This window comes from Streptomyces sp. NPDC012637, from assembly GCF_042954805.1.
Lineage (GTDB): Bacteria > Actinomycetota > Actinomycetes > Streptomycetales > Streptomycetaceae > Streptomyces.
The window spans coordinates 225,406-242,367 of record NZ_JBIBDS010000003.1; the positions used below are offsets into that span (position 1 = coordinate 225,406).

The 16,962-nt window shown below is 65.9% G+C and carries 6 protein-coding genes and 2 pseudogenes; 4 read left to right on the forward strand and 4 right to left on the reverse strand.

What is annotated here, in order from left to right; all coding sequences use genetic code 11:
- Nucleotides 1-80 precede the first annotated feature (80 nt).
- Nucleotides 81-929 (reverse strand): annotated as a pseudogene (locus ACFY8W_RS14080) (transposase); the annotation flags it as partial.
- Between the two features lie 186 nt (nucleotides 930-1,115).
- Between ACFY8W_RS14080 and ACFY8W_RS14085 the strand changes: the two are divergent.
- From ACFY8W_RS14085 to ACFY8W_RS14095, 3 genes and pseudogenes are all read left to right on the forward strand, one after another.
- Nucleotides 1,116-2,559, forward strand: a pseudogene (locus ACFY8W_RS14085) (replication initiator).
- On the forward strand, nucleotides 2,559-2,783 hold the full coding sequence (locus tag ACFY8W_RS14090; RefSeq protein ID WP_391104439.1) for a helix-turn-helix domain-containing protein: 225 nt from the start codon (nucleotides 2,559-2,561) through the stop codon (nucleotides 2,781-2,783). The pseudogene ACFY8W_RS14085 and the gene ACFY8W_RS14090 overlap by 1 nt, the downstream one beginning before the upstream one ends.
- Nucleotides 2,783-4,027: a tyrosine-type recombinase/integrase gene (locus ACFY8W_RS14095; RefSeq protein ID WP_391104442.1), complete on the forward strand. Its 1,245-nt coding sequence runs from the start codon at nucleotides 2,783-2,785 to the stop codon at nucleotides 4,025-4,027. Before ACFY8W_RS14090 ends, ACFY8W_RS14095 begins: the two co-directional genes overlap by 1 nt.
- A 237-nt stretch (nucleotides 4,028-4,264) precedes the next feature.
- On the opposite strand, the gene ACFY8W_RS14100 is transcribed toward ACFY8W_RS14095, so the two are convergent.
- Both ACFY8W_RS14100 and ACFY8W_RS14105 read right to left on the reverse strand, forming a co-directional pair.
- On the reverse strand, nucleotides 4,265-4,738 hold the full coding sequence (locus ACFY8W_RS14100) for a hypothetical protein (protein WP_391104444.1): 474 nt from the start codon (nucleotides 4,736-4,738) through the stop codon (nucleotides 4,265-4,267).
- 71 nt (nucleotides 4,739-4,809) lie between these two features.
- Nucleotides 4,810-11,106 carry a polymorphic toxin-type HINT domain-containing protein gene (locus ACFY8W_RS14105; protein WP_391104446.1) on the reverse strand — a complete coding sequence of 2,099 codons (6,297 nt, stop codon included), beginning with the start codon at nucleotides 11,104-11,106 and terminating at the stop codon, nucleotides 4,810-4,812.
- A gap of 837 nt (nucleotides 11,107-11,943) precedes the next feature.
- Here ACFY8W_RS14105 and ACFY8W_RS14110 point away from each other — a divergent pair.
- A complete protein-coding gene (locus ACFY8W_RS14110; RefSeq protein ID WP_391104449.1) occupies nucleotides 11,944-16,239 on the forward strand; it encodes an FG-GAP-like repeat-containing protein in 4,296 nt (1,431 codons plus the stop codon).
- A gap of 192 nt (nucleotides 16,240-16,431) precedes the next feature.
- On the opposite strand, the gene ACFY8W_RS14115 is transcribed toward ACFY8W_RS14110, so the two are convergent.
- Nucleotides 16,432-16,851, reverse strand: coding sequence for a DUF4259 domain-containing protein (locus ACFY8W_RS14115; protein WP_391104451.1), 420 nt, complete (start codon nucleotides 16,849-16,851; stop codon nucleotides 16,432-16,434).
- Between the last annotated feature and the right edge of the window lie 111 nt (nucleotides 16,852-16,962).

A 16,962-nucleotide genomic window follows, 5' to 3' on the forward strand; every position in this document is an offset into this window, starting at 1 on the left:
CCCGGCTATCGCGTCGGGCGGGCGCGATGTTCACTGCTCCGGGACGGGAGCGATCATCGGGATAGGGGTGCTGTTGCTGCTCAACCGGGTTTCGGTAGGGGCTGCAGGCGGTCAACGCGTCGGTGATCAGGAGCGTCCGGGGCCAGTGACGGGCGAGGCGGAGGGAGCTGACACGGCCGGTCGTGATGAGCTGGGCGGCAGTGGAGAACAGCCGCAGCCGCAGGCACTTGGGCTCCCAGCGGCTGGCATCGCCTACCAGGGCGAGTATCGGCATCCAGGCAGGCAGGTCCAATGCCATCTAAATGATCTCCAGCCAGATTCGGTTCTGCGCTGCGTGGTGGAGCGGGAGACTGCGTAGGCCGGTGTCACGGGCCGCACGGATGCGTTCCTCGGCCCGGGCCCGCTGCCGGTGCCGCAGCTCCAGCCTGGCGATCGGCGTGTTCGCGGTGTTCGTGGCGAAGCAGGTCAGACGCATCCCGTCCGCGCCGGTGAAGCGCAACTGCGCACCGGGATGCGGCCGTTCCTTGCACGCGATCAGCCGCATACCCTCGGCCAGCCCTTGAGGACGTCGCCCGCGAGCTCGGCGACCCATGCGCCGTCGCGGACCAAGCCGTCCGGTTCGACAGCTGGCGTCCACGCCGAAGCCGGCACCAGACCCTACGGCCTGGTGGATGGCTTCGGTGATGGTCATGCCAACCGAGTAGCCAGCCAGCATCCGCGGGCGGCGAGCCGGTTCAGGAACTCGTGGGTGCCACCGCCGGAGTCGGTGCAGATCAGGGTCTCGCGGCCGCGCCGGTACGTCTTCGGCAGTTCGGACAGGGCCAGGCAGGTAGCTTCGACGTGGTCGGGCGACGGTGTTGCTGCCTGCATTCCCTGGCCGCAGCAGGCCCGCGACCGGTTCAACCCGACCCGGCGGGCCCGTGGTCGACCACCATCAGCACCGCCCCGGCCTGCGAGACCACGTCCCGGCCGTCGCCCTGAACGCGGACAGGCGGGTACGACCGCGTGGCGCATCTGGCGGTGCTGCCGCATCGAACGATCTCAGCTCTGCCCGGGCGGTAACAGTCGAGGTCAGCGAGGTCTGCGGATCCCCCGACAGAAGGGACACGCCCCGAATGGTCACCCTGGACCTGCGCCACGTGGCAAGCCCCGCCGTGCGGGACCTGCTCCACCTCGTCAACCACCCCGACTTCGACCGCACACGCCAGCAGATCGAACGCCTCGGCGGCTGCACTGAACCCGTGCGCCTGACCGGCCACACCGCCACCGCCGACACCACGACCGGTGAGGTGCTGCGCTCCTACACCTCCTCCGACGAACCTGCGGGCAGTCTGCTCACCGCGTGCGGCAACCGCCGCGCCTCTCGCTGCCCGGCCTGCTCCCGCCTCTACGCCGCGGACACCTACCACCTCATCCGCTTCGGCCTGTCTGGTGGCAAGACCGTGCCCGATACCGTCCGCGCCTACCTCGCGTCTTCGTCACTCTCACCCCGCCGTCCTTCGGCCCTGTCCACAACCGCCCCACCACGCCCGGCGGCGGCATCCGGCTCTGCCGCTGCCGCAAGCTCCACGAACCCACGGCCGTCCTGCTCGGCACGCCCCTGCATCCGGCGACGTACGACTACGCGGGCGCGGTCCTGTTCAACACCCATGCCGGAGCCTTGTGGGCCCGCTTCTCCACCTACCTGCGCCGCGAGCTCGCCGCCGGGCTCGGCATGACCCAGAAAGCCGCCCACGCGGTCCTGCGGGTCTCCTTCGCCAAGGTCGCCGAATACCAGCAGCGCGGCCTGGTCCACTTCCACGCCGTGATCCGCCTCGACGGCCCGGACGGCACCGGTCAGCCTCCGCCGCCGTATGCCACCGTCGTCGTGCTCACCGACGCCGTACGCGCCGCCGCCGCACGGGTCCGGATCACTGTCACCTCGGATGCGGTCGGGGAACGCGAACTCGCCTGGGGCGCACAGCTCGACGTACGCGAGATCGCCGCCTTCGGTGCTGACGCCGAGTTCACCGATCAGGCCGTGGCCGCCTACGTGGCGAAGTCCGCCACCAAGTCCGCCGACGCCTCCGGCACCCTCGACCGCGCCCTGTTCTGCCGCCCCTGCCAGGGGCGAGGCGCCACCCTCCTGCCCCACGGAACCCCGCTCCCGTGCACCGCCTGCGACGGCACCGGACGGCCCGGCCCCTGCCCCGCCTCGGCGTCGCCCGACACGTGCGGCAGATGATCCGCACCTGCTGGGAGCTCGGCAGGCTGCCGGAGTTCGCCCACCTGAAGCTCTGGAAGTGGGCGCACATGCTCGGCTTCCGGGGCCACTTTTCCACCAAGTCCCGCAGCTACTCCACCACCCTCGGCGCGCTCCGCGAAGCCCGCCGCACCTGGCGCACCGAATAGGCCCACGCCCACGCCGGCCTGCCCGTCTCCGACTCGGACACCACCCTCGTCGTCGGCCACTGGGCCTACCTCGGCAGCGGCTACAGTCCCGGCGCCTCGCTGCTCGCCGCCGCCGTCTGGCACCGCAAGGAACTGGAACGCCGGTTCATCGCCGAAGGGGGCTGCTGATGACCGCCCACCGGCCCGCAATGTCCCACGACGGGCCGATCACCCCGGAGGAGTTGCTGACGGTGCCGCAGGTCATGGCCCGCCTCCAGCTCGGCCGCTCCGCCGTCTACGACCTGCTCCGCACCCGCCAGCTCGCCTCGATCACCCTCGGCCGCGCCCGCCGCATCCCCGCCCACGAGCTGGCCGACTTCATCCGCACCCGCCTCGACCAGGAAGCCGCCTGATGACCACGCCCCGCGACAACCCCGCCTCCCGCCGCACCCGGGCCAACGGCGACGGAACCGTCTACCAGCGCAAGGACGGCCGCTGGGAAGCCGCCGGATACGTCCTCGCCCCCGGCAACACCCGCAAACGCATCCGCGTCTACGGCACCACCCGCAAATCGGCCCTGGCCAAACTCACCGAGAAGACCGCCGCCAGCAACCGCGGCCTCCCCGTCCCCTCCGCGCAAGGCAGCCTGGCCGCGTACCTGACGTACTGGCTGGAGAACGTCGCCGTCCACCACCTGCGCGAAACCACCCACACCCGCTATAGCGCCTGCGTCGACCGGTACCTCGTCCCCGGCCTGGGCAAGAAGAAGCTGGCCAAACTCTCCGCCAAGGACGTCCGCACCTGGCTCAACCAGCTCCGCACCGCGTGCCAGTGCTGCGCGCGCGGCATCGATACGGGGCGTGATAGGCCCCGCTGCTGCGCCGCTGGCCAGTGCTGCCGCAAGCTGCTCTCTCCGCTGACGCTGACGTACATCCACTCCGTGCTCAAGTCCGCCCTGGAGCACGCCGTCCGCGAGGAAGAGATCCCGCGCAACGTCGCCCGCAACGTCCGCACCGGCACCCCACGGCCCCGACGCTTCGAACCCCTCACCGCCGACGAAGCCCGCCAGTTCCTTACCGCAGTGCGTGGACACCGGCTGCACGCCCTGTTCGAACTCGCCCTCCACACTGGACTCCGCAAGGGCGAACTCCTCGGCCTGCGCTGGGAAGACCTCGACCTCGACGCGGGCACCGCCGCAATCCGCCGAACCTTGCAGCGCACCACCGCAAGCGGGCTCACCACGCTGCCCACCAAGACCCGGGCTTCCGAACGCCGCATCGCCCTCCCCGCCCGCTGCGTCCAGTCGCTGAAGCTCCACCACGAACAGCAGCAGCGTGAGTGCAAGGCAGCAGGCACCGCGTGGCAGGACAGCGGGCATGTGTTCACCACTGCGCAGGGCGGATCGATCGACCCGACCAACCTCACCCGCGCCTTCACCACGCTCCTCCGCAAGGCCAGCCTCCGCCGCATCCGCTTCCACGACCTCCGCCACTCGACCGCCACTCTCCTCCTGGAACAAGGCGTCGAACTCGTCGTGATCAAGGAACTCCTCGGCCACGCCCACATCGGCGTCACCGCCACCGTCTACGCCCACGTCCGACTACGCCTCCAGCGAGACGCCATCAACACCCTCGGCATTGCGCTCTGCAGCCCTTAGACGACCGAGACGGCGCGCTCCGACGGCGATGAACCGCCACCCTGCGCCGCTGGCGTCCGCTGACGTTGCCGTCAACTACTGCCGTCAAACACCAGATCAGCCCCGCCAAGCGCAGCTCGGCGGGGCTGATCTTTGCCACTGCATGCTCCTTCTCATGGCGCGGCTAGGTCGAATCGGATATCGAATCCCATGCGGCCCATGAGCGCCAACATTATGGAACCCGATACTTGAGACCCATCAGAAAGAACCGAAGAATCGGTCCCACCAACTCGGCTCCCCAGAACCGTGGAAACGCAGGAGAGTGGATCCGTCATAGCGACTTGTGAGAAGTTCTTCCGGAATCGTGACGTACCCCGATCCAGCAAGAACTTGCTCTACCTTCTCAAGGTCACTCGCGTCGAGCTCGCCTTCAGCGCGTGCTTCATCAGTACCCAAGAAGGCGCCAGGGTTATCGGCCGCCACCATTGCCAATGGCTTGAACTTGCTCACCAGGACAACGATCCTCGTCCCGCAAACTGTGGCTTCCCCCGGGACTTCGATTCGTCCGTACTGAGCGGAGTCCTGGATGTCTCGATCGATTTCACAAGGCGTCGAGAAGCGAGAACCTACCTGCACAGCCAGACCACTGAATGAAGCTGCAGCATCGGCTGCATTGTAGTCAGCCGGCGCTTCTGGCCATTCGGGATCATCCAGACGATGCAACATTTCCATCAGACTCGCATCTCTCTCCATGATCCTCCAATCATCGAAGATGCCACACCCGGATCGATTGAACTATTTCCTCAGTGTGGGAACGCTGTGAGCACCTTTCCAGTGAGAGGCTCGTAACGCACCAGAATTCTCACCCCTCCCACGGTCCCGATCACATTCTGAACCGCAGGTTCGCCCTTCCTGGTCTTCAGGGTCCTCTCGGCATGCACAGCAGATCCCTTGTACCAGGTCCTTTGGCTATTTGGACTCGTCACCACGTCAGCAACAGCATCCAGAATCTGGTCATCGGACCATCCCTTCGGGAAAGCGTCCTTACCCGCCGCCCCCGGGTACCTGTGACCATCAAGGATGTGATCCGACCTCTCGTCACCGATCAGCTCCCGACCAATTCCACAGTTGCTGTTGTGAACGAGGACCGGAGTGGCGCCCGCCAGCACATAGTACGTGTGCAGACCGTCAACCGTAAGGTTGTAGGTGCGAGCTGGCTTTGAGAAGGGGCGATTTCCGGTGACGGTGACCAGAGAGCCACTTTCGGTGCGCAGAGTCATCCCTGCCTGCAGGTTCCCTGCCTCGATCCAGCGGTGCTCGGAAGCGGCCCAGAAAGGGTGCTCGTGCGTAGCCGTGAGATTTTCGCGACCGTGCGGCGTGAGGATTGTCAGGTCGTTGAACTTCTTATCGTCCTCCGTGACGATGAGCTGAGTGACTGTGCGCCCCTCGGTCTTTCCGGTGTAGGGATCGGTCGCGAGAACCCGGTCGCCGACCTCGATTTTTTCGATGTCCTTGGTGGATCCGTCGGCCATCTTGACGTCGGTGCCAGCCAAGAAGCACTTGGTGCAGCCTCTCGACTGCCCTCGGACTCCCTCGCCTCCTGGAGCGCGCGGGGCACCTTCGTACGCCCCGTATTCATCAGGGATGACAACGAGGTCACGGTACTGTGAAATGTCCCAGAACAAACTGACCAAAGCTGGAGGGCATTCCGCAGCGTTGGGGCCGATGCAGGAGGCTGCGGCAGCCGCCATCAGTTCCTGTGCGGTCGCGGATTCTCCGGGCCAAGTGTTTATGTAGCGCTGGTAGACCAGCCGCCATTTCGCATAGCCGTCACCGGTGCCCAGATGTTTCTTGGCCGCTTCGGTGATGAAGCGCTCGGTTTCGTTTGCAGGGTCGGTGACAGCTGCGACGGTAGTCTCATTCAGTTCGCCGCTATCTCGCTGCCACCACTGTTTCCCGTCTCCCTGACCCGCCTTCCCGTCCGTTCGCTCCGTGTGGCCGGTGCCGTCGTCGAGACCGAGACCCGTCGGGTCGGAGAAGCAGACGGGGTTGTTGGCGGCGTAGCTGTAGCCGGACAGGGTCTGCAGCTTGTCGAGTTCCAGGAGGGGGTCGACGCTGATGAAGCGGCCCGTGATCGGGTCGTATTCGCGGGCGCCGATATGGGTCAGGTTCGTGTCGGCGTCGTTGGTGCCGCCGACGAAGCTCTTGTCGCCGAGCCAGTCAGTGGGCTGGTTGCCGCGGGGAGCCCCGAAGATGGTGGTCTTGCGGCGCGTGACGGTCTGCGGGGCGTCGTGAGTAATCTGGGTCGTGCTCGTGCCGTGGTGGTCTGTCAGGAGGAAGGTGAGCTTGCCGCCCTTCAGCATGGCGTAGTTGCCGTAGTAGCGAGTGCCCGTGACCTTGTTGTCCTTGTCGCGGTGCAGCTCGTTGCCGCCAGGGAGGTAGAGCGTCGTTCCCGTCGAGTCCCGGCGCACCAGGCGCGCACCACTTGTGTCGTAAAGGTAGCTGGTGGTGTCGGTGACCTTGGTGGTGGACTTGAGGTGGCCCTCGTCGTCCCAGGCGAAGCTCTCCAGATCCGCGGTGCCGATCTTCCGGGTCTCAGTGTTGCCGGCCTCGTCGTACGTGTACGTGTCCGTACGCTCACCTGGACCCGTCTGCGTCACCGAAGGCAGGTTGTGCTTGCCAGTGTCCGGTGCCGTGTACGTGCGGGTGATGTCGGCCGTCGGGCCCGTCGTTGTCTTGTGCTGGACCTCCGTCTTACGGTTGCCGACGGCGTCGTAGGTGTAGCTGGTCCAGTAGGCGTCCGGACCACCGACCACGCTCTCCGACGGAGTCGCGGCGCATTCGGTGCCCGTGTTGGTCCACGCCTCGGTGATCCGGCGCAGGGCGTCGGTCTGGAAGCACTGCGTGTCGGTCGTGCGGGCCGCGTCCTGGCCGTAGGCGGTCGCGATCCGGGTGATGTTGCCCGCCGGATCATAGGTATATGCGGTGTCCTCGATGCGCTGAGGGGCCGTGTCCCGGTCGGTGTAGGAGTGGGTCAGATTTCCCGTGTGTTCGTCGTACTCGGAGGTCTTCACCAGGTGACGGCCGAACTCGCTGTACTCGATGCGCGTCGGACGGCCGTAGTGGTCGTACCTGGTCTGCGAGATCAGCGTGTGGTCGTCCGTGGTGACGCTGTCGGGCAGACCGGTAACGGCGGTGTAACCGTTGCTGACCATCTCGTACGGAAGGTCCGCCATCGCCGGCTGCTCGACGTCGGCGACCTGGCCCGTGTTCGGGTTGTACGTGGTGTACCACTCGTACGTCCCCGCGAGCCCCGTCTCGGAGGCCGGCACCGTCACCTTCGTCACGGTCGGGAGATCGAGACCGTCGTAATGACTGGTCTCCGTGACCCAGGCATTGCCCTTCTCGTCGTACCGCGTCGATTTCGCCGGCAGTCCCTTGGCGTTCAGGGCGTCATACGTCCAGTCGGCGAGAAGAGTCGTCCCCTTCTTGCGAGCCGTGGGTCTGCCGAGCTTGTCGTAGTCGGTGTGGAGCTTGATCTGACGCGCATCGATCACGTCGATGGCGCGATCGCCCTTGTCGAAGTCCGTGTGCGTAGAGCCCTTGTCAGGGTCCGTCACGTCCGTCTGGCGGCCACGGACGTCGTACCCGTAGGTCCACGCGGCGCCGGAGGCATCGGTGATCTTCTTGACGCGGCCGTGCTTGTCGTAGGCGTAGGTCAGCGACTGCGACGTGCTGCGAGCCGTGTCTGTGTACTCCTTGACCTCGACCCTGCGGCCCAGGGCGTCCACGACCGTAGTGGTCGCGGTCCCACCGGCCGGGGGAACGACCGTGGTCGTGTCGCCGGAGTACGTGGTGGTGGTGCGCTTGGTCTCGGTCGTGTACTTCTTCGCGATCACCGCGACGGCTCGGCCGGCGCCGTCGTAGAGCGTTTCCGTCGACGACGGGTACATGGTGGCCTGGCCGGTGACAGCAACCTGCTCAGGAGCGCCGTCGGCGAAATAGGTGCCGGAGTCTCGGACGGTCTCGCCACGCGAATTGTAGAAGAACTCGGTGACGAGTCGGCCGGCGCGGTCCGGGGATTCCCGCTGGGTCTGCAGGGCACGGAGGAGGCCGTCTTGGAAGGTGTAGGTGGTTTGGTACCTGTTGTCGTGGCTGAGCGTCTTGGTAGTGGTGATGACCGGCCCGTTGTTGCGGACCAGATAGTCGAACTGGAAGTTCGGGGAGGTCGGGTTCGAGGCCTGCGGGCGTGACGGCAGCCAGGCCTTGGTGAGACGACCGAGCGGGTCGTAGACCATGGTCTTCACCTTGCCATTGGCATCGGTGATCTTGGTCGGCTGGCCGCGCCGCGGTTCAAGGGCCGTGGTGACCGTGTGCAGGAGCGGGTTGGTGACGGTCATGCCGGTCGGTACTTCGCCCGCCGTCCCCGTGAAGGCGGTGCGCGTCACCTCGCCGTACGCGTCGGCTGTGGCGAGCTGGCGGCCGTAGTCGTCGTAGCAGAGCTGCTTGCCATCCGATCCGCAGTCGCTGGGCGTGGAGGATATGTCCTCGTAGTCGTTGCCCGCGCCGTTGACGCGGTCGGTCTTGGTCACCAGGCCCTTGGCCGGTGCCTCACCGAGAGCCTTGCTGTCGTAGTACGTGCGGACGTCGTCGACGATGTCACCGGGCCTGGACACCGCTGCCCCGCAGGCGACAGCGACGGTCTCGGCGCGTGCGACCTTGTCCAGGATCGTCGTGGTGCCGGTGCGGGCGTAGGTGAGGGTGGTGCACTTTTCATCGCCGGTCTTGGCGGTGTCGCCGAGATCGGAGACGGTCTTGGGCAGCCCGTACTCGTCGAAGGTGCGGATGCTCTTGGTGGACCGTTTGCCGCCGGTGACCGCCGTGCGAGTCTCCTCGGCCTCGGTGCCGGTCATGAAGGCGTTGAGGTCGGGAAGGCCTGATCGACTGCGAGTTGCTGTGGCGTCCGAGGACCACGGAGTGTACGAGGTCGAGCTGACGAACGCTCCGCCGTCGCCGTTGTACGTGACCTGTTCACGGGGTGTGCCGGAGAACTGTTTGCGGTCTGTTACGGAGACGTCGGCGGTGTTCTTCACCTGGGCGCCGTCCATGCCGCGGAAGTAGCGAGTCTCGGTCAGGGTGCGCGGGTCCAGGCCGGCGCCCTTCCGGGTTTGGACAAGGTAGTAGCCGCGCGGCTCGGAGTACTGGCGGTACTCGGCCTTGGTGAACTCGTCCTCGCTCTTCGCCCACTCTGCGTCGCCGACGTAGCTGTATTCGGTGACGGCGTCTGGAGTGTCTACGAGGTTGTCCCCCTCCACCACCTTGCTGACGGGGTAGGTGTTGAACCAGTCCTGCGTGGGACTGGTTCCCTCCGCTTCCCACTTGACGGGGTAACAGCGGGTTCCGTTGGTGGCGTCCAGCGGGGGCAGGGTCGACGCTGTGCAGTCAGGGTCGTGATAGAAGACACCGATGGTGCCGCCGGTCTCGGTGGTGATCTGTGACATGCGCAGCCGGATGAACGGTGCCAGGCCGTCACCGAGCTTGTCGACGCGGTTGGCCTTCTGCTGGCCGGAGAAGGTGACGGTGGGGATGTCGACGGTGGTCGTGCCGTCCGTAGCCTTGCGCCAGATTCCGGCCAGCCACATGGGCCGCGAGATGCCGTCTCCGGACGGTGGGAACGACTGGGTCAGGTCCCAGCTGTCGACGTCCGCGTAGGTGCCGCCGGTGAGGACCTGCGTCTTGATGTTCTGCAGTCGCACCTTGGACCAGAAGCTGGGTGATGTCTGGTCCTTGCAGGTCGTAGCGCTGTCCGCGCAGTACAGGTCGAAAGGGGTGTCAGGCCACTTAGGGGCGTTCGTAGCGTCGAAGGGGCAGGTGTTTCCTGCATCGCATCGGTCGACGGACGTGAACAGCACCCTTGCCATGGCTTTCGCCCCGTACGGAGCGGGGTCGCGCAGGCCGTGCTCGATGCGCTCGAGGTAGCCCCCGCGGTCGTAGGGTGTTTTGGTGGACGTTCCCGTGGTTGCGTTGACGTTGCGGCCGTAGTTGTTCCTTTCCTTCTTCCAGAAGTAGGCCATGGCGTTGCCGCGCGGGTCGACGACGTAGTCGAGATTCCAGCGCCACGCCTGCTGGCACCACGCGGCAGCGAAGGAGGCGTTGTAACAAGGTTCGCCGGAGTGGTTGCCGAAGATCGGCGCATTCAGGGTGGAGTTGGTCTCCGGGTTGCCGCTGGCCCAGCCGGGGAGCCGGTTGCGTCCAAAGAAGTACTGGGTGCCGTCGAGCGTGGTGATCTTCCAGTACTCGCCGGTGCCGCCCTCGCCCTTGGCACCTGCGATGCCGAGGTCGCCGTTGGTCGCTCCGGTCAGTTTCTCGATCTTCTCGCCGCCGTCGGAGACGGGGCGCCAGCCCTTGGCTGAGTCGTAGACGAGCTCGGTGGTCTTGCCGCCGAGAGACAGCGTTGCGTTGTCGGTGTACCAGCACTGGTCGCCGACCTGGGTGGTATTGGTCCCACCGGTCTTGTCGTCTTCGCAGGACTTGTAGCGACGCTCGATGTAGCCCGGCTCGTACGACCAGCCGTCGCCGATCCAGCCCGCCTGGTTGTTGGTGGCGGCCATGCGGCCGTCGACCGACTGTGAGTTGTACGAGAGCGTGACGCTGGGACTGAGTCCGCCCGGAACTTGCGGCGTCTTCACCGGGTAACTCCATGTGAACGCGCCGGTGGCGCCGCCGGCGTTCCAAGCGCCGGATGCCTCGAGGGACGTGGCCTTGAAGGTGCCGGTCGGGCCGCCTTCGCTCGAGGCCGCGGCGAGTACGGACATCGCACTCGGCGCGAGCGCGCCAGAGCTCGAGCTGGCAGGCACCGGTGCGACAGCCGTCAGCTCCTGGCTCTTCGTGTCGTTCGTGGTCGCCAGCGTCTTGGCGACGCGGCAGGCCGCCTTGTCCGGTGTCGTCAGAGCACAGGCCGGGAGCTGGACCAGGCGCAGTCGCGCCGCCCAGTCGCCGCCGTAGGCGTCCTTGAAGCTCGAGTAGTCGACGCTGACGCGGACCTGCCCCCCGGCCCGCACGCCGTCTGCTCTACTGACGGACACCAGGATGCCGTCCACGCCGGCCTTCTCGGCCGCAGCACGCGGTTCGACCGAGATCCTCGCCCGTGTCACCGCCCGAGCGTTCCTCCCCTTCTCGGTGACGGCCGTCACGGTGACCGGCAGTCCGGCACCGAGTGCAGCACGGCTGCGAAGCGCGGGCTGGGTGTCGGTGACCGCGACGGTCTGCGCTGCGGGGGCCGGCCACGCCGCGCGCGTCACTGCTGTGGCGGCCGCGTCATCTTGACGGTTGCGAGTACCACCGGTTCGCAGCGGTGCGACTGGTACTGGCTTCGGTTGCTTCAGACTCGGCAGCGATGTCCTCAGCGAAGAAGACTCTGCGGCGCCTACGGCTGTGGCCGTGGGCGGCGTCAGGCCGACTGTCATTGTTGCGGCCAACGCCGCAGCCCATCTCCGTATTCGGAAGCGTCTCACGTCCCACCCCTCTGGAAAAGTAAATCCGCGACACAGTAGCAACGGAATTCCTTTGATGTGCATGTGAGTTTCGCTAACCCCTGGGTGGTAGGTGACGAAGACCCTCCCAAGACCGCAACTCGTCGCGCTGGCAGTCGCCTTGACCTCACGGGCCGCACGATCGCCGCAGTGTTGATTCTGCGGTACGAGGACCCTCGGGGGCGCCGTGTTTCTCGCGGTAGAGTCGGCGAGAGACTTTCCGGACACTGATATGGGGAGGCGTAGATCGTGTCCATAAAGAAATCATTGTTTGTCAGATCGAGGTGGGGGGCGTGGCTTGCTCCAGGACTATTGACTGGTGGGCTGCTCGCTTCCGGAACGGCCGCCGCCCCCGCCCCGTCGTGGGCTCCGAGCGCGGTGCTCGATCCAGTCGCCACTGGGGCGTTGAGCGAGGAGGACTACGCACTTCAGCAAGCGGCAGCGACCGGAGCACCGTACGAGCTGGTCTCCGCCCGAACCGAGATGTCGGACACCTGGGCGCAGCCAGAGGGCGGGTTCAAGGTGCAGGAGTACGGGACACCGGTGCGTCTGTGGCGCGATGGGTGGTGGGTTGACGCAGATCCGAGCCTGGCGTTCGCCGAGGACGGTTCCGTTGTCGCTAAGGCGACTAGCGTCGCGGTGAAGTTCTCCGGTGGTGGCTCCATGCCACTGATTTCCGGCGCAATGGACGGCCGCACGCTTTCGCTGACTTGGCCGGCGGCGCTGCCCAAGCCCGTCCTGGCCGGCAACATCGCGACGTACGCCGAGATCCTGCCTGGTGTCGATCTCCAGCTCAAGGCCGAGGTCGAAGGCTTCTCGCAGCTGTTCGTGGTCAAGTCCGCAGAGGCCGCGAAGAACCCTGAGCTTGCCAAGCTGCAGTTCGGCCTTGACACAGTGGGCCTGAGCGTCCACAAGGACACGGAAACTGAGAGCCTGACGGCCAAGGACCCGGCCGGACAGATCGTCTTCTCCAGCACCGCTCCGATGATGTGGGACTCGACGTCCACGTCGAGTGGGTCCTCAGGGGCGACCGCCAGGCGGACGACGACTACGACGACTGTCGGGAGCGCCAGCGAGGCCGACGGGGATGAGGTGTTCGAGCCGGGCGCTGGGGCGAAGGACGCCCAGATGCCCACTGAGCTGACCGCCGACTCTCTGACGATCACCCCCGACCAGCAGCTGTTGACGGGAGCGGAGACCACCTACCCGGTGTACATCGACCCCAGCTGGGGGTATGGCGACCGCCAGAAGTGGAACTGGACCCGCGTCTATAAGAAGTACCCGCAGAACTCCTACTGGAACGCCAAGGACGTCGTCCGTGTGGGGTACGAGAACGAGACCAACGGACTGTCCCGGTCCTTCTTCCAGGTCGACACCAGCGGTCTGAAGGGGGCGCAGATCAAGTCGGCGACCTTCCGGATCAAGAACACCTGGTCGTGGTCATGTGAACCCCGCAAGGTGCAGCTCTTCCTCAGCGGGCCCATCACTTCCAAGACCAACTGGACGAACCAGCCCGCACCGGTGCCCAACACGCCGATGAGCGAGGTCAACGCATCCAAGGGGTGGTCGTCGCAGTGCGGGGCCGGCAACCTTGAGTTCGACGCCACCAGCTGGATGCGCACCGCAGCCGGGGACGGCAAGGAGAGCATGACTCTGGGGATGAGGGCTGCGGACGAGAGCGACACCTACGGCTGGAAGAAGTTCGATCCCAAGACGGCAGTCCTCGAGACCGTCTACAACCACCTGCCCGAACTGCCCAGCGGCTTGGGCACCAGCCCGGCTTCTCAGTGCAGCAGCGGGGCAATGATCGGCAACACCACGGTGAGCCTGTACGCCAAGGTCCGAGACAAGGACGCCGGCAACCTCACTGCTGTCTTCGAGCTCTACGAGAAGAAGGGCACCGCCAGCACTCGTGTCCTCGCGCAGAACATTCCTGCGCTCAAGGACCGCTACGCGACGGTTGTCGTACCCGCCGCCTTGACACCCGGCGGTGACGGTGTCAGTTACTCCTGGCGAGTCAAGGCCGTTGACGCCGACGGAGCGTCTTCCGGCTGGAAGGACGCGCCCTGCGCCTTCACCATCGACCGCACCCGCCCCCAGAACGCTCCGCAGATCATCTCGCCCACCGGCAGCGACGGAAAGCCTATCTACCCGTCGGGAGATGCAGGGCGCCCCAAGGAGACGGGCCCGGCACGGGAGACGGCAACGTTCACCTTCGACCCCAACGGCGTTCAGGACGTCCAGAAGATCTACTGGTGGACCGACACCCACCCCGATCTCCATGAAGCTCAGTTTGCCAACGGTGTCCATTCCGGTCTGGTCGACATCACCTCGGCCGGTCCGCACCTCATCTACGCCTACAGCGTCGACGGAGCCGGCAACCGCTCCGACACGGCCACCTATCTCTACTACGCGGCAGGCAGCGTGATGAGAGACAGTCTCGGCGACTTGAACGGCGACGACTACAAGGACATCTGGAGCCCCAACAGCAACGGCGTCCTCCTTGCGTACGCAGGTGCTGGCAATCGCCACTTCTCGACGGTCAACGGCACCCTTGGACACGTCACCTTTCCCGACCGGCAGGTCGCCTTCGCCGGCGACTGGGGAGAAGACGGGTACAACGACCTGGTGGCTCTCGTGACCAACCCGAACAACGAAGGGAGGAAGGACCTTCAGGTCTACGCCAACAGAGGCGAAGGCATCCTCGACACCTCAAGCCCTTACACGCTCACGGTCAAGTGTCCCGAGGTAGACGAAGCAACCCGGTGCGGCGTCCCGGCGGACGAGCCCGACTGGAAGGGCAACAACCATTGGAAGGACGCCGAGCAGATCCAGACCGGTGATTACAACGCCGATTTCAAACCGGACATTCTCGTCAAGCAGCACAACCAGTTGTGGTTCTACCAGGGCAACCGCAGCAGCAGACTGAACGGCACGAAGGGCCGGCCGACCCTCGTGGGCGGTTCCCACTGGGACAAGTTCACCATCATCTCCACCGGAGACATCAATGGCGACGAGCTCCCCGACCTCCTCTTGCGCGAAGACGCCTCCGGAGACCTGTACCGCTCCTACGGCAGCAGTGACCCCGCGACCAAAGCGCTCAACTTCGCGACCTGGGGTACCGACCGTGTGAAGATCGGCGCGGGCGTCCCGAAGTCCCAGTACCCCCAGGTGGGAACGTCGGGAGATTTCGACAGCGACGGCATCTTGGATCTTTGGGCCCGGAAGACCGATGACAGCATGGTCGGTTGGCCAGGTATGGGCACACCCTTCTCGCTGACCGGATTCGGAACGCAGTTCATAATCGACGGCGTCGTGGGCGGTAGTCGCCTGGTCGCCGGCACCCAACTGACAGCCGGCCAGACAGTGGTCGTCCAGTCGACCAAGCTTGTCATGGGTGCCGATGGCAACCTGAGCATTCTCTCCACCAAGACCAACAAGAAGCTCTGGACCACGACCGGTGGTATACCCGGCGCCATTGCCCGCGTCGAGGCCAACGGCAACATCGCCGGATACGCCCCCGACAACAGTCGTCTGTGGTCGACAGGGGCGGCTAACTCCGCTGCGGGGTACGCCCTGCTCCAGGATGCGGGTGACCTGGTCGTATACAACGAGAAGAACCAGTCTTTGTGGTCCAGCGGCAGTGGCACCCGTCACGATTACAGCGCCGACGGCCGAGGTGATATGGCCAACTGGTACGACTACGCCGACGGGAGTGACGCGGTCCATACCTTCACGGCCAACTCCGATGGCACCTTCCAGGCGCCCCGCAGCGCCTGGTCAGTCGCCGCTGGCAACTACTACGCCGAGAACATGAAGCGCGTGACCGGCGACTACAACGGCGATGGCATCGGTGATCTCGCCGCGATGTACGGGTACAGCGACGGTGGCGTGGCACTGATCACCTGGATCGGGAAGGGTGACAGTACGTTCGCCGCCCCGGTCAAGTCCTGGCAGGTCCCCTCCGGCCATTGGACGTTCGCCCGCATGACGCCGCACAGTGGGGACTTCAACGGTGACGGGCGCGACGACATCGCCGTCTGGTACGACTACTACGACAAGTCCGACACTATCTTCACCTTCACCAGCACCGTCCAGGGCGCGTTCAACCGTCCTGTGACCTCGTGGAACCGCTTCACCGGTTGGGAGAAGTCCCGCACCAAGACCGTGGCTGGCGACTTCAACGCAGACGGCCGCGACGACCTCGGTGTCATGTACGGCTATGCCGACGGCAGCGAGAAGCTGTGGACGTTTGCTTCCACCGCCGCCGGCACTTTCGCGGAGTCGTCGTCCTGGTCCAGCACCACCTGGGGTGACTTCAACCGCACCACTCTGCATGCTGGTGACTTCAACGGCGATGGTCGCGACGACGTCGCCGCCTGGTATGACTACGCCGATGGCCACGACGCCGTCTTCGTTTGGCCCAGCGCACCGACCGGATCCTTCTCAACCGGCTACGAGGCCTGGACCGCCCCCGCTGGCAGCATGTGGCGCGAGAACGTCAAACTCGTCACTGGCGACTACAACGGCGACGGCCGCGACGACCTCGGTGCCTTGTACGGCTACAACGACGGCAGCGTGCGCATGTACACGTGGAGCACCAACACCAGTAGCAAGTTCGACGGCCCGACCGGCAGCTGGTATGCCGCACCGAACAACTGGACGTTTAATCGGGTTACGTTCTTCGAACACCAGCTGTAATCACACCGCGCTCTCGCCAAGGTCCGTCTTGCCCCTTCTCTCAATTAGGGGAAGGCGGACCATGGTTCGCTCCCATCGTCAGGGTGGTCGAGCGGCGGCGCGAGTCCGGCTCGGCTACTGCCTCACCCGAGCTTCGCTGTCGGCTTACATGTGAAGGACCGTGTGCGCTGAACCCTCCTGCCCTGGCACGAGCTAGTCCGCGGTGGGCGACGCTCCCGCGAGCACCGTGCGCAGTCGCAGTACGCCCGCCTTCCACTCGTCGCCGTCCGACTCCGCCCACAGTTCGAGCAGTTCGGACGGCTCGGTGAGGATCCGGTCCAAGGCCTCCACGGCCGCGGGGCGGAGCGCGGCCGGGAGCTGCGGTATCGGCTGCTTCGGGGCGAACGAGGTCGTGACCGGGGCGCCGCCCGGGCACTGTGCGGCCACCAGGGCGGCGGCGGCGATGGCCTCCGCCGCCTGGTCGGCGTCCAGGTACTCCTCACCGACGCCGGTCACCTCGTGGAACGCGGTGAGGAGCACCCCGGCCCGCTGCTCCGCCGGTGCCTCGTCGACCGCGTACGAGAAGTCCGCGGCGGTGTCGTTGTCGAAGGGGCCGATGTCCCAGGTACCCATGGCGCGTGCGCCCTCTCTGTCCTGTCCTGTCTTCTGCTCCGCATCGTGACAGGCGGCACTGACAACGCCCGCCCACGGGCCGGGCAGAGCCGATCCCGCAACCCGCCGGCC

Coding starts and splice junctions, on each gene's coding strand:
- ACFY8W_RS14095 (WP_391104442.1), top strand. CDS start 2,783: ATGACCACGCCCCGCGACAACCCCGCCTCCCGCCGCACCCGGGCCAAC.
- ACFY8W_RS14090 (WP_391104439.1), top strand. CDS start 2,559: ATGACCGCCCACCGGCCCGCAATGTCCCACGACGGGCCGATCACCCCG.
- ACFY8W_RS14100 (WP_391104444.1), bottom strand. CDS start 4,738: ATGGAAATGTTGCATCGTCTGGATGATCCCGAATGGCCAGAAGCGCCG.
- ACFY8W_RS14115 (WP_391104451.1), bottom strand. CDS start 16,851: ATGGGTACCTGGGACATCGGCCCCTTCGACAACGACACCGCCGCGGAC.